The sequence below is a fragment of the Microbacterium altimontanum genome, from assembly GCF_058349865.2.
In genome coordinates this window covers 167,194-180,572 of record NZ_JBYRJB020000007.1, presented here as the reverse complement: position 1 = coordinate 180,572, position 13,379 = coordinate 167,194, and the positions used below count along the sequence as shown (strand labels likewise).

Genomic DNA, 13,379 nt, shown 5'->3' with positions numbered 1-13,379 from the left:
ACGATGTCCGCGGCACGCTACCCGGCCGTGCAGGCGCCGGTGCGGATCGGCACGATGACGCTGCCGCACCGCATCGTGATGGGCTCGATGCACCTGAACCGGGAGACCGGCGAGCCGGCGGCGCTCGCGGCGTTCTACGCGGAGCGCGCGCGGGGCGGGGCGGCGCTCATCGTCACCGGCGGCGCCGCCGTCAGCCGGGTGGGGGCGGGGAACGCGGGGTACACGCTCATCAACGAGCCGGCGCACGCTGCGCCCTGGCGCGGCGTCGTCGAGGCCGTGCACGCCGCCGGCGGACGGATCGCGCTGCAGCTGTTCCACGCCGGCCGCTACGCGTTCCCGTCGTCGTTCGGGCTGACCCCGGTGGCGCCCTCGGCGGTGTACAGCCGCTTCTCGCGGGCCGAGCCCGTCGCCCTCGACGAGGACGGCATCGCCGCCACGATCGCGGATTTCGCCGCAGCGGCGCGGGTGGCGGTCGAGCTCGGCTTCGACGGCGTCGAGGTGATGGGGTCGGAGGGGTACCTCATCAACCAGTTCGCCTCGCCGGTGACGAACCTGCGCGACGACGCGTGGGGCGGCGATGCAGGGCGGCGCCGGGCGTTCCCCGTCGCCGTGGTCCGCGCGGTGCGCGACGCGGTCGGGCAGGCGCCGCTGCTCGTGCGCATCTCGGGCGCCGATCTCGTGCCCGACTCGTCGACCCCCGACGAGGTCGACGCCCTCGCCGTCGCGCTGGCGCAGGCGGGGGCCGACGCCGTCGACGTCGGCATCGGCTGGCACGAGTCGCGCGTGCCGACGGTCCAGTCGATGGTGCCGCACGGGGCGTTCACCGACGTCGCCGCCCGCATCCGAGGCGCACTGCACCAGGCGGGGACGCCGGTGCCGGTGGTGACGGCGAACCGCATCAACACTCTCGCCCAGGCGGAGGAGGTCCTAGCCGAGGGCCGAGCCGACCTCGTCTCGATGGCGCGGCCGTTCCTCGCCGACCCGCACATCGTGGCGATCTCGTTCGCCGGTCTCGCCGAGCGGGTGAACCTCTGCATCGGATGCGACGAGGCGTGCATCGACCGCTCGTTCGGCCTCGAGCCGGTCTCCTGCACCGTGAACCCGCGAGCCGGCCGCGAACGGGAGTTCCCGCTGCGGCCGATCACCACCCGCACGACGGCACCGCGCATCGCGGTCGTCGGAGCCGGCCCGGCGGGCATGGAGGCGGCGCGGGCGGCGGCGTTCGCCGGCGCCCGGGTGACGCTGTTCGAGGCGGCCCCCGAGATCGGCGGCCAGTTCCTGCTCGCCGGAGCGGTGCCCGGCAAGGGCGACTTCCGGGAGTCGGCGCGTTCGTTCCGGCGCATCCTCGACCGGCTCGGCGTCGACGTGCGCACCGGGGGTGCGGCCACGGTCGACGATCTCGCCGGCTTCGCGCACGTGATCGTCGCCACCGGCGTGACCCCGCGGCGGGTGGAGCTCCCGGGGATCGACGCGGCGCACGTGATCGACTACGTGCAGGCGTTCGCGCAGGTGGAACGGCTGGGGGAGCGCGTCGCGGTGATCGGGGCGGGCGGGATCGCCGTCGACCTCGCGCATCTGCTCGTCGAGGACGGTCCCGCCGGCTCCCCGCCGCGCCGACGGGTGACGATCATGCGGCGCTCGGGCGCGATCGGGGCGGGCATGGGGGTGTCGACGCGGTGGGCGGCGGTGCAGGCGATCCGTCGCCGCGGAGTGCGTACGCTCACCGACGTCGTCTACCGGAGCGTCGAACCGGGAGGGGTGCGCGTCGAGATCGACGGCGTCGCGGAGCTGATCGAGGCCGACGACATCGTCGTGGCGGCGGGGCAGACGCCGCGGAACGACCTGGCGGCGCAGCTGATGGCGCAGGGCATACCCCACACCGTCGTCGGCGGCGCGCGCGAGACGGCGGGGCTGAACGCCGTGGCGGCGTTCGAAGAGGGGCTTCGTGCCGGCGACGCCGCCGCTCGCCTTCCGTCTCGACTGTCGAACATAGCAAGCGAATAGGAACGAATTCCCTGTCGGAGGGTCGGCGTATCGTCGTGCTCAGGATTGCTGAGCTAGAACATGTGTTCTAGCATGGTGGATGTCTTGAGGGGGCGATCATGTCGGCATCGACTGCGACAGCGGAGGTCACGCGTCTGCGCGCCCGCCTCGAGCAGATGCAGGGCCGCCGGCTCGACGCTCCCGTGCTGCCGACGCTTCCCGCCCTCGGCGAACTGCTGCCCGGCGGAGGACTGCGCCCCGGTTCGGCCTACACCGTGGGGCCGTCGGCGTCGCTGCTGCTGGCGCTGCTGGCCCGGCCGTCGCGCGAGGGATCGTGGTGCGGAGTGGTGGGGATGCCCGAACTCGGCGCCGAGGCGGCCGAGCAGCTGGGCGTCGACCTGTCGCGGCTCGTGCTCATCCCCGATCCCGGGCCGCGGTGGCTCGCCGTCACGGCGACGATCGCCGACGTGCTGCCCGTGGTCGCCGTGCGCCCGGCCGGCCGCACGAGCGACGCCGAGGTCGCACGGCTGTCGGCGCGGCTGCGCGAGAAGGGCACTGTGCTGCTCGTGCAGGGCGTGTGGCCGCAGGCCGAGGCATCCCTCGCCATCGACGCACCGGAGTGGTCGGGCGTGGGCGACGGACACGGCTACCTCAGCCGGCGCGCCCTGACGGTGAGCGTCGCGAGCCGCCGGTGGGCGGTGCCGCGACGGGCGCGGATGCTGCTGCCCGACGATGCGGGGGGTCTGATGCGCGATGACCGCCCGACCGAGCTGCCGGTGCCGATGCGGGCGGTGGGCTGAGATGCCGGAGCCCGTCCGCAGCCTGGTGCTGTGGTTTCCCGACTGGCCCGTGACCGCCCTGCTGCGCGAGCGCTCGGTCGCCGCCGAGCCGGGGCCGATCGCGATCGTGCGGCAGAACGAGGTGGTGGCATGCTCGGCCGCCGCACGCGCCGACGGCGTGCGTCGCGGTCAGCGCCGGCGTGATGCGCAGGCGCGCTGCCCGCGACTGGAGATCGCGCCGGACGATCCGGCCCGCGATCAGCGCGCGTTCGCTCCGGTCGTCTCCCGCATCGAGCAGCTCGCCCCGGGCGTGCAGATCATCCGTCCGGGGCTGTGCGCGCTGCGCGCCCGGGGGCCCGCCCGCTACTACGGGGGCGAGAACGCCGCCGCCTGCGAGATCCTCGACGCGCTCGCCGAGTCCGACGGCCTGCCGGGGGTGCGCGCGGGCGTCGCCGACGGGCCGTTCACCGCGGAGCATGCCGCCCGCACCACCCGGCCCGACGATCCGGTGCGGGTGGTGCCGCCCGGGGAGGCCGCCGCGTTCCTCGCCGGCCTGCCGGTCACGACCCTGCAGGATGCGGAGCTCGCCCACCTGCTGAGCAGGCTCGGCGTGCACACGCTGGGCGCTTTCGCAGCCCTCGAGACCGCGCGGGTGCAGGAGCGCTTCGGCTCGCGTGGACTGCGTCTGCACGATCTCGCGGCGGGGGCCGATTCACGTCCGGTGCAGCCGCGCACCCCGCCGCCCGAGCTCGACCGCGAGGTCGCGTTCGAACCGCCCGTCGAGCTGGCCGAGCAGGTGGCGTTCGGGATGCGTGTGGCCGCCGACGAGTTCATCTCCGGGCTCGGGGCGGTCGACCTGGTGTGCACCGAGCTGCGCGTCGAACTCGTCGGCGACCGCGGGGAGCGCAGCGAGCGGGTCTGGCTGCACCCGGGATCGTTCGACGCCGCGGCGGTCGTCGACCGGGTGCGGTGGCAGCTGGCGGAGGACGCGCAGAACCGCGTGCTCCGCAGCGGGGTGACCCTGTGCCGCATCGCGCCCGAGGCGGTGGATGCGGCATCCGCCCACCAGCCGGCGATCTTCGGCGCCGGCGCCGACGAGAAGGTGCACCATGCGCTCTCCCGAGTGCAGGCGATGCTCGGCCATCGCGGCGTGCTCACTCCCGCGGTGGGCGGCGGCCGCTGGCTGAACGAGCGGCAGGTGCTCGTGCCGTGGGGCGATCGCACCGTGCTGAGCCGCGAGCGCGCCCGTCCGTGGCCGGGCAGCCTGCCGGCGCCGCTGCCGGCGACGGTGTTCCCCGAGCCTCCGGCGGTGGATGTCGCGTCCGCGACCGGTGTCGTCGTGGAGGTCGACGACCGTGGGGCGCTGAGCGCGCCGCCCGCCGCCTTCACCGAGGCGGGCAGGCGGCGGGCGATCGTCTCGTGGGCGGGCCCCTGGACGATCGACGAGCGCGCGTGGGATCCGGTGCGGGCGCGCCGCGCACACCGGTTCCAGGTGATCGACGCGGAGCAGGAGGCCTGGCTGCTGGTGTGCGAGGACGGCCGCTGGAGCGTGGAGGCGAAGTATGACTAGCCTCCGGGCCCTCCTGGATGCGCTCGCGGGAGCGGGCTGATGGGCTTCAACAACCCCTCCATCTCATGGTCGGAGCTCGAGCGGGTGCTGAGCGACCGGCGCCGGCCGCGGTCGGTGCCGTCGGGTGCCGACGGCGGCGACAGTCCCGCCTGGTCGCACAAGCGCGGGCCGTACGTCCCGCCGGCGATCGAGCGGCCCGTCGACGCCGTGCCGTTCGCCGAGCTGCACGCGCATTCGTCGTTCTCGTTCCTCGACGGCGCGTCGTCGCCCGAGGAGCTCGTCGAGGAGGCCGAGCGGCTCGGTCTGCACGCCCTGGCCATCACCGACCATGACGGGTTCTACGGGATCGTCCGGTTCGCCGAGGCCGCGCAGGAGCGGCAGCTGAAGACCGTGTACGGCGCGGAGCTGTCGCTCGAGCTGCCGAAGCCCCAGCGCGGCGAGGCGGATCCCGCGGGCGCGCACCTCGTGGTGCTCGCCCGCAGGCAGGAGGGGTATCACCGGCTCGCCTCGGCGCTCACCCACGCCCAGTTGAACGGAGGCGAGAAGGGGCGGCCCGTGTACGACCTCGACGCGCTCGCCGCGACCGCCGACGGGCACTGGGCGATCCTCACCGGATGCCGCAAGGGCGCCGTGCGGCGCGCGCTCGCCGACCGCGGGCTCACAGGCGGGGTCGAGGCGGCGGCGGCCGAGCTCGACCGGCTCGTCGCCGCGTTCGGCCGCGACGCGGTGAACGTGGAGCTCATCGATCACGGCGATCCGCTCGACACGGCGACGAACGACCTGCTCGCCGCGCTCGCCGCCGAGCGCGGGCTGCCCGTGGTCGCGACGAACAACGTGCACTATGCCGCGCCCGCCCGGCGCACCCTCGCCGCCGCGGTCGCCGCCGTGCGCGCGAACCGCAGCCTCGACGAGCTGGACGGATGGCTTCCCGCCCACGCCGGTGCGCATCTGCGCAGCGGCGCCGAGATGCAGCGCCGCTTCGCCCGGTATCCCGGCGCCGTCGAGCGCACGGTGGCGCTCGCCGACGAGCTGGCGTTCCCGCTGCGGTCGGCGAAGCCCGCGCTGCCGAAGCTCCCGGTGCCCGAGGGGCACACGCCGATGTCGTGGCTGCGGCACCTGGTGTGGGGCGCGGTGCCCCGGAAGTATCCCGACGCGAGCCGACAGGATCGCGAGCGCATCGCGCACGAGCTCGACGTCATCGAGCAGAAGGACTTCCCCGGCTACTTCCTCATCGTGCACGGCATCGTGCAGGAGGCGCGGCGCCGCGGCATCCTCTGCCAGGGCCGCGGCTCGGCGGCCAACAGCGCCATCTGCTATCTGCTCGACATCACGGCGGTGGACGCGATCGCCTACGATCTGCCGTTCGAGCGCTTCCTGTCGAGCCTGCGCGAGGAGGAGCCCGACATCGACGTCGACTTCGACTCCGACCGGCGCGAGGAGATCATCCAGTGGGTGTACCGGCAGTACGGTCGCGACCGTGCCGCGCAGGTCGCGAACGTCATCCAGTACCGGCCGAAGAACGCCGTCCGCGACATGGCGAAGGCGCTCGGCCACTCGCCCGGTCAGCAGGACGCGTGGTCGAAGCAGGTGGAGAGATGGGGGGCTTCTCTGTCCACCGACGGCGGTCACGACATCCCGGATCAGGTCATCGAATACGCGGGGGAGCTGCTGAAGGCGCCGCGGCACCTGGGCATCCACTCCGGCGGGATGGTGCTCACCGACCGGCCCGTCGGGGAGGTCGTGCCGATCGAGCACGCCCGTATGGAGAACCGCACCGTCATCCAGTGGGACAAGGACGACGCGGCGTGGATGGGTCTTGTGAAGTTCGACCTGCTCGGGCTCGGCATGCTCGCCGCACTGCAGTACACGTTCGATCTCGTGCGCGCGTCGACCGGGGAGGAGTGGGAGCTCGCGACGATCCCGAAGGAGGAGCAGGCCGTCTACGACATGCTGTGCCGGGCGGATTCGATCGGGGTGTTCCAGGTGGAGTCGCGCGCCCAGATGGGGCTGCTGCCGCGGCTGCAGCCGCGACGGTTCTACGACCTCGTCATCGAGATCGCGCTCATCCGGCCGGGGCCCATCCAGGGCGGTGCCGTGCACCCGTACGTGCGACGCAAGCTGGGGCGCGAGCCGGTCACCTACGCGCATCCGAAGCTCGAGCCGGTGCTCGAGCGCACCCTGGGCGTCCCGGTCTTCCAGGAGCAGCTCATGCAGATGGGCATGGCGGTCGGCGGGCTCACGGGGGAGGATGCCGACCTGCTGCGCCGGGCGATGGGGTCCAAGCGCGGGGTGGAGCGCATCGACTCGCTCAAGCAGAAGCTCTACGACGGCATGGCGGCAAACGGACTGGTGGGCGAGGAGGCGGATGCGATCTACGCGAAGATCCAGGCGTTCGCGAACTTCGGGTTCGCCGAGTCGCACTCGCTGTCGTTCGCGCTGCTCGTCTACGCCAGCTCGTGGCTGAAGCTGCACTATCCGGCAGCGTTCCTGGCCGGGCTGCTGCGCGCCCAGCCGATGGGGTTCTACTCGCCCGCGAGCCTCGTCGCCGATGCGCGGCGGCACGGCGTGACGGTGCTGCGCCCCGATCTGCACCTGTCCGGGGCCCAGCCGGTCGTCGAGCAGACCGGTTCGTCGGAAGGCGGCCCGACCGGCATGGACGCCTGCCTGGATCGCCACCAGCCGCCGGTTGGGGATTTCGACATCGATGCGCCCGACGTCTCGGCCGCTCATCGGCGCGACGGCGCGTTCGCGGTGCGTCTGGGTCTTGCCGCCGTGAAGGGCATCGGCACGGCCCTGGCCGAGCGGATCGTCGCCGAGCGGGAAGCGCACGGTCGCTACCGCGACATGCGCGACCTCGTGCGGAGGGTGGGCGTGAGCACGGCGCAGCTCGAGGCGCTCGCCACCGCCGGCGCCTTCGAGTGCCTCGGCCTCGCCCGCCGCGAGGCGATCTGGCTCGCGGGGTCGGCGGCGCAGGACCGCGCCGAGTTCCTTCCCGACTCGATGGTGTCGGTGCAGCCGCCTCTGTTCACCGATCCGAGCGGGTATGAACGCCTCGCCGCCGACCTCTGGGCCACGGGCGTCTCCACCGACGACCACCCGATGACGCACTTCCGCGCCGGGCTCGACGCCCGCGGAGTGCTCACATCGAGCGAACTGCGCCGCCACGAGGTCGGCCGTCGCGTCGAGGTGGCAGGGCTCGTCACCCATCGCCAGCGGCCGGCCACCGCATCCGGTGTCACATTCCTGAACCTCGAAGACGAGCACGGCATCGTCAACGTCGTCTGCTCGATGGGGGTGTGGAGCCGGTACCGCCGGGTGGTGCGCGACAGCCCGGCGCTGATCGTGCGCGGCATCATCGAGCGCTCGGTCGAGGGCGTCGTGAACCTCGTCGCCGACGCGTTCGACGATCTGCGGGTGGGAGTCGCCCACCGCTCGCGGGACTTCCAGTAGCACCGCAGACGACGAAGACCCCCGACCGGCGAATGAACGGTCAGGGGTCTTCGGGGGCGTCGTCAGCGCTGCATCGACAGGGCGAAATGCACGGCGCCCTCCTGGTCGACCTGCGCGTCGAGCACCTGGTCGTCGAGCGCCGCGGCAGCACCCGCGTCGAGGAACACCCGGGCACCCGCCTCGTCGACCACGGCGTCGTTCGACTCCGGGCCACCGGCGACCGACAGCGCGAAGCCGGCTGACGGGTCCTCGGCCCCGTGGATGCGCAGGCCGCCGGTGTCGGCATCGGCCCCGCGCTCGACGATCGTCTTCACCGCGGTGGCGGCGTTCTCGGTCAGCGTGAGCATGTGCTCTCCTTCCGTCAGGAACCGGCCACGATTCCGAGAATCACCGGCCGATGCAAGCGTCCGTCAGCATTCGGAGGCGATTCACACCGGCGGATAGTGCCCGGTTCGGTGCAATATGCTGCACTCATGGATGAGAACGCGCAGTCGCTCGCCCGCGTGATCGGGACACGCGTCAAGCAGGAGCGCACCCTCGCCGGCTGGACGCTCGACCGGCTCGCCGAGGCTGCCGGCGTCAGCCGCCGCATGGTCGTGAATGTGGAGCAGGGAGCGGTGAACCCGAGTGTCGGGACACTGTTGCGGATCAGCGATGCGCTCGGCATCGGTCTTCCCGCGCTGGTCGAGGGGACGCAGCCGCCAGCGGCGAAGCTCACCCGACACGGGGAGGGCGCCGTGCTCTGGACGGGCGAGGGCGGCGGCCGTGGCGTGCTCGTGGCCGGCACCCGAGCCCCGGATGTCGTCGAGCTCTGGGACTGGACGCTGGCGCCCGGCGAGCGCCACGAGAGCGAGCCGCACACCGCCGGAACGCAGGAACTGCTCCATGTGCACGACGGCGCGATCGTGGTCGAGGTGGACGACCGGACCTACGACGTGGGTCGCGGCGACGCTCTCACCTTCCACGGCGACGCAGCACACACGTACGCCAACGCCGGCTCGTCGCCGGCCCGGTTCTCCCTCGCCGTGTTCGAACCCGGGGTCGGCACGGCACGGGGGATCGGACGCCGATGACATCCCAGCTGCGCGTCCCGGCATGGTCGATGTCGGTCACGGCGATGGCCCTGATCCAGCTGGCCAACGCCCTCTCCGTCGGGGTGATCGCGCACGTCGGGCCCGCCGGCACGGCGTGGCTGCGCATGTGCTGCGGCGCCGTGTTCCTCCTCGCCGTCGTCCGTCCCTCATTCCGGTCGATCACGCGCCGGGACATCCTGCCGCTGGTCGCGCTGGGCGTGGTCACCGGCTTCATGACGACGTTCTTCCTCGCGGCCGTCGACCGCATTCCGCTCGGCACGGCGGTAGCGATCGAATTCCTCGGTCCGCTCACGGTCGCGGCGCTGACGAGCAGGCGCAGACGGATGCTGCTGTGGCCCCTGCTCGCCTTCGTCGGGGTCGTGCTCCTCACCCGCCCCTGGCAGGGCGCGATCGACATCGTCGGCGTCGGATTCGCGCTGCTCGCCGGCTTGTGCTGGGCCCTGTACAACCTGCTCACCCAGTTCGTCGGCGACCGATTCTCGGGGGTCAGCGGCCTCGCCCTCACGATCCCCGTCGCGGCCGTGGCGACAGCGCCCGTCGGACTGCCGCAGGTCCTCGCCGGCGACCTCACGTGGTGGGTGCTGCCGGCCGCCGCCGGCATCGCCCTGCTCACGCCGGTGGTCTCGTTCGCGCTGGAGATGCTCGCGCTGCGCCGCATGACGCATACCGCGTTCGGAACGCTCCTCGCTCTCGAGCCGGCGTTCGGCACCGTGATGGGCCTGCTCGTGCTGAGCCAGTCTCCCGCGGTGGTGCAGCTGATCGGCATCTGCCTCGTCGTGCTGGCGGGTGCGGCGGCGCAGCGCGGCGGCGCTCGGGACCGGGAACCCGATGCGCAGACGGGCGCGCCGGCGCCCGACGCCTGAGCGACAGCGGTGCCCCCGAGAGGAATCGAACCTCCGACGCGCGGCTTAGGAGTCCGCCGCTCTATCCACTGAGCTACGAGGGCAAGCGTCATCAAGCCTACTTGCCGCCGCGGATAGGCTTGTCTCCTCCATGGACGCATCCCACCCGCCCCGCATCGCCGCCGTCGTCCGCGCCGTCGCGGCGCACCTCGCCTCGGTGGGAGTGCCCGATCCCGAGGTCGACGCCGAGCTGCTCGTGGCGCACGTGCTCGGCACGAGCCGCGGGGGAGTGCAGGCCGCAGCCATCCGGGGCGACGCGCTCGCGCCCGACGCCGCCGAGCCTCTGCGCGCCCTCGTCGACCGGCGCGCCGCCCGCGAACCGCTTCAGCACCTGACGGGCGTGGCACCGTTCCGGCATCTCGAGCTGCGGGTCGGTCCGGGCGTCTTCGTCCCGCGTCCCGAGACCGAGGTCGTCGCACAGCTCGCGATCGACGCGCTCGCGGCCATCCCGTCGGCCCGGCCGCGGGCGATCGACCTCGGCACCGGGAGCGGCGCGATCGCGCTCGCCATGGCCACCGAGGTGCCGCACGCCGAGGTCTGGGCGATCGAACGCTCGACCGAGGCGCACGAGTGGGCGGCACGAAACGTCGACCGGTACGGCGACGGACGCGTGCACCTCCTCCTCGGCGACCTCGCGGCACCGCCCGCCGAGCTCGACGGCACGCTCGACGTCGTCGCCTCCAACCCGCCCTACGTGCCGGCCGGCGCCGTCCCGCGCGATCCGGAGGTGCGCCTGTTCGATCCCGCGTCCGCGCTGTACTCGGGTCCCGACGGTCTCGACGCCATCCGGGTGCTCAGCACCGTGGGCCTGCGGCTCGCCCGCCCCGGCGGCTCGATCGTCATCGAGCACGGCGAATGGCAGGGGGAGGACGTGCGCGGCATCCTCGCCGGGGACGGATGGCGCGGCGCCGCGACGCATCCCGATCTCACGCAGCGCGACCGCGTCACCACGGCGATCCGCCCCTGAGGCCCAGGCGGCCTCCGAGGCCGCCTCGCTACACTGGACGGGTCATGACCCCCCTCTACGACTGCGGCGATCCGGCGCAGCTGCTCACCGGTATGCGCCAGGCGCGCCAGGCGATCGGCCGCGGCGAGCTCATCGTCATGCCCACCGACACCGTCTACGGCGTGGCCGCCGACGCCTTCAGCCCCGACGCCGTCACCCGGCTCCTGGCCGCCAAGGGCCGCGGTCGCCAGTCGCCCCCACCCGTCCTCGTCGCCGGCCGCGCCATGATGCAGGCGCTCGTCTCCGAGGTGCCGGAGGCGGTGGAACGACTCGTCGAGGAGTTCTGGCCCGGCGGGCTCACGATCGTCCTTCCCGCGCAGCCGTCGCTGTCCTGGGATCTCGGAGACACGCACGGCACGGTGGCCGTCCGCATGCCCGACGAGCGCCTTGCGCTCGAGCTGCTCGAGGAGACCGGGCCCCTCGCCGTGTCCAGCGCGAACCTCACCGGCCGGCCCGCTGCGATCGAGGCGCAGGATGCCCAGGCCATGCTCGGCGACAGCGTCGCGGTGTACCTCGACGGCGGACTCAGCCGCACCGGCGTCTCATCGACGATCGTCGACGCGACGAGCCTCGTCGGCGGTGCCGAGCCGCTCGTGCGTGTGCTGCGCGAGGGGGCGATCTCGCGCGACCGGCTGCGTGCGGTGCTCGGCGACCTGCTCGAGCCCGACGCGACCGACGAGCCCGACCCGACCGACGAGCCCCACGCGAGCGGCGAGCCCGACCCGACCGGTGACGACGGGTGAAGCAGTACGTCTTCACGATTCTGTTCACCGCCACGGTGACGCTGATCTTCTCGTGGGCGGTGTGGCGGATCGGGCTGAGGTTCAAGCTGTACCCGGCGATCCGCGAGCGCGATGTGCACAAGACGCCGACCCCGCGGCTCGGCGGCGTGGCGATGTTCCTCGGCGCCGTGGCCGCGTTCGCCGTGTCGGCGTTCACCCCGTACTTCCAGATCTTCTGGGCCAATCCCCGCCAGGTGTGGGCGATCCTCGCCGCCATGGCCCTCACGGTGCTCGTCGGAGTCGCCGACGACCTGTGGGACCTCGACTGGATGATCAAGCTCGCCGCGCAGTTCCTCGCAGCCGGGATCATCGCCTGGTTCGGCCAGCTGCAGATCTACTCGCTCCCGATCGGCGGCATGACGGTGCCCTCGGCCGCCGTGAGCTTCGCGCTGACGGTCTTCGCGATCGTCATCGTCATGAACGCCGTGAACTTCATCGATGGGCTCGACGGGCTCGTCGCCGGCGTCTGCCTCATCGCGAACGTCATCTTCTTCGCATACTCGTACTTCATCGTGCGCGACTCCGGCGCATCCAGCTACTTCAATCTCGCCTCGTTCATCGCCTGCGTGCTGGTCGGCATGTGCCTGGGCTTCCTGCCGATGAACTGGAACCCCGCCAAGCTGTTCATGGGCGATTCCGGAGCGCTCGTGCTCGGCCTGCTGATGGCCACGAGCGCGATCGCGATCAGCGGCCAGTTCGATCCCGCGACGCTCGACCCCGACGAGTTCGGCCGCTCGCAGCTGCTCGGCGCGTTCATGCCGATCCTGCTGCCGGTCGCCGTGGTGATCCTCCCGCTCCTCGACTTCGGCTCCGCCGTCATCCGGCGCATGCGAGCGGGGAAGTCGCCGTTCTCGCCCGACCGCAAGCACCTCCATCACCGCATGCTCGACATGGGGCACTCCAGCCGCACCTCGGTGCTGATCTTCTACGCCTGGACGGCCATGATCGGCCTGTCGATCCTCCTCATGTACATCGCCGTGGGCCACGACTGGCGCGGCACATACTGGATCGGCATCGCGTTCGGAGTCGTCGGCGTCGCCGCCTGCCTCGTCGTCACGTTCACCCCCGCATCCCGCCGCCGCCCCCGCGCGACCGCGGCCGCCAGACCCGAGGCGGCACCCACCCCCGTACCCCAGGAGCATCGATGACCGCACCGATGAGCGGCCCCGCCGACCGCACGAAGATCACGAGCACCCCGGTGCTGCGCACCACCCTCATCTGGTCGGCGGTCGTCACCGCCGTCCTCGCCGTGATCGGCGCGATCCTCGGCTTCATCGCCGCCGGCGCGCACGGACTGTTCAGCGCACTGGCCGGCATCATCCTCGCCGCGGTGTTCCTCGGCATCACCGGCGCGAGCATCCTCATCGCCAACCGCTGGTTCGGAGACGCGCTGTACGTGCCGATCTTCTTCGGCATCGTCCTGGGCGGCTGGCTGCTGAAGTTCGTCGTCTTCATCGTCGTGCTGCTCGTGCTGCGCGGGCAGCCGTGGGTCGAGCCCACCGTGTTCTTCGTGGCGCTCGTGGCGGGAGTGCTCGCATCGCTCGTGATCGACGTCATCGTGATGACCCGGATGCGTGTTCCCGCCGTGGCGGTGGATCTGCCGCACGAGGTGCCCGACGAGCAGGCCCCGGGCGCCGATGAGACCGGGAAAGACGTCTGAGGGCGCGACTCGCCGACGCTGTGAGTTTGATAGGGTAGGAGAGCACCCGCCCGCTCGCGTCTGACGCTGAGTCGACTTGCGAGTGCGTCTCATCGACCATCGTCGCAACGGTTTCGACCGATGCCCCGAAGTTGGAGCCCGCGCTGTTCACCC

11 protein-coding genes and 1 tRNA gene are annotated in these 13,379 nt (G+C 72.4%); 10 read left to right on the top strand and 2 right to left on the bottom strand.

The window, feature by feature from the left end:
* Positions 1-3 precede the first annotated feature (3 nt).
* The 4 genes from AC3RX1_RS14090 to AC3RX1_RS14075 all read left to right on the top strand — a co-directional run bounded on the left by AC3RX1_RS14090 (position 4) and on the right by AC3RX1_RS14075 (position 7,782).
* Positions 4-2,004, top strand: coding sequence for an oxidoreductase (locus AC3RX1_RS14090; protein WP_491501879.1), 2,001 nt, complete (start codon positions 4-6; stop codon positions 2,002-2,004).
* Between the two features lie 98 nt (positions 2,005-2,102).
* Positions 2,103-2,783, top strand: a complete 681-nt coding sequence (imuA', locus tag AC3RX1_RS14085; protein WP_491501878.1) for a DnaE2-dependent mutagenesis accessory factor ImuA' — start codon at positions 2,103-2,105, stop codon at positions 2,781-2,783.
* A 1-nt stretch (position 2,784) separates the two neighbouring features.
* On the top strand, positions 2,785-4,332 hold the full coding sequence (locus tag AC3RX1_RS14080) for a DNA polymerase Y family protein (RefSeq protein WP_491501877.1): 1,548 nt from the start codon (positions 2,785-2,787) through the stop codon (positions 4,330-4,332).
* Positions 4,333-4,371: 39 nt separating this feature from the next.
* Positions 4,372-7,782 (top strand): error-prone DNA polymerase, encoded by a 3,411-nt coding sequence (locus tag AC3RX1_RS14075; protein ID WP_491501876.1) that lies wholly within the window; start codon positions 4,372-4,374, stop codon positions 7,780-7,782.
* Between the two features lie 62 nt (positions 7,783-7,844).
* Here the strand turns inward: AC3RX1_RS14075 and AC3RX1_RS14070 are convergent, their stop codons facing one another.
* On the bottom strand, positions 7,845-8,129 hold the full coding sequence (locus AC3RX1_RS14070; protein ID WP_491501875.1) for a Fe-S cluster assembly protein HesB: 285 nt from the start codon (positions 8,127-8,129) through the stop codon (positions 7,845-7,847).
* A gap of 126 nt (positions 8,130-8,255) precedes the next feature.
* Between AC3RX1_RS14070 and AC3RX1_RS14065 the strand changes: the two genes are divergently transcribed.
* Both AC3RX1_RS14065 and AC3RX1_RS14060 read left to right on the top strand, forming a co-directional pair.
* Positions 8,256-8,855 carry a helix-turn-helix domain-containing protein gene (locus tag AC3RX1_RS14065; protein WP_491501874.1) on the top strand — a complete coding sequence of 200 codons (600 nt, stop codon included), beginning with the start codon at positions 8,256-8,258 and terminating at the stop codon, positions 8,853-8,855.
* Complete coding sequence (locus AC3RX1_RS14060; RefSeq protein WP_491501873.1) at positions 8,852-9,739, top strand: EamA family transporter; 888 nt, start codon at positions 8,852-8,854, stop codon at positions 9,737-9,739. The genes AC3RX1_RS14065 and AC3RX1_RS14060 overlap by 4 nt, the downstream gene beginning before the upstream one ends.
* 10 nt (positions 9,740-9,749) lie before the next feature.
* On the opposite strand, the gene AC3RX1_RS14055 is transcribed toward AC3RX1_RS14060, so the two are convergent.
* Positions 9,750-9,822: transfer RNA gene (locus AC3RX1_RS14055), tRNA-Arg, on the bottom strand.
* Positions 9,823-9,869: 47 nt separating this feature from the next.
* Between AC3RX1_RS14055 and prmC the strand changes: the two genes are divergently transcribed.
* Genes prmC through AC3RX1_RS14035 form a run of 4 tightly spaced genes read left to right on the top strand, consistent with a single transcriptional unit; the run spans position 9,870 to position 13,226 of the window.
* Positions 9,870-10,745 carry a peptide chain release factor N(5)-glutamine methyltransferase gene (gene prmC / locus AC3RX1_RS14050; RefSeq protein ID WP_491501872.1) on the top strand — a complete coding sequence of 292 codons (876 nt, stop codon included), beginning with the start codon at positions 9,870-9,872 and terminating at the stop codon, positions 10,743-10,745.
* Between the two features lie 44 nt (positions 10,746-10,789).
* Positions 10,790-11,527, top strand: coding sequence for an L-threonylcarbamoyladenylate synthase (locus AC3RX1_RS14045; RefSeq protein ID WP_491501871.1), 738 nt, complete (start codon positions 10,790-10,792; stop codon positions 11,525-11,527).
* Positions 11,524-12,714, top strand: coding sequence for an MraY family glycosyltransferase (locus tag AC3RX1_RS14040; protein WP_491501870.1), 1,191 nt, complete (start codon positions 11,524-11,526; stop codon positions 12,712-12,714). The genes AC3RX1_RS14045 and AC3RX1_RS14040 overlap by 4 nt, the downstream gene beginning before the upstream one ends.
* Entirely contained in the window at positions 12,711-13,226 is a 516-nt protein-coding gene (locus tag AC3RX1_RS14035) for a Cg1360 family ATP-synthase-associated protein (protein ID WP_491501869.1), read from the top strand. The genes AC3RX1_RS14040 and AC3RX1_RS14035 overlap by 4 nt, the downstream gene beginning before the upstream one ends.
* Positions 13,227-13,379 lie beyond the last annotated feature (153 nt).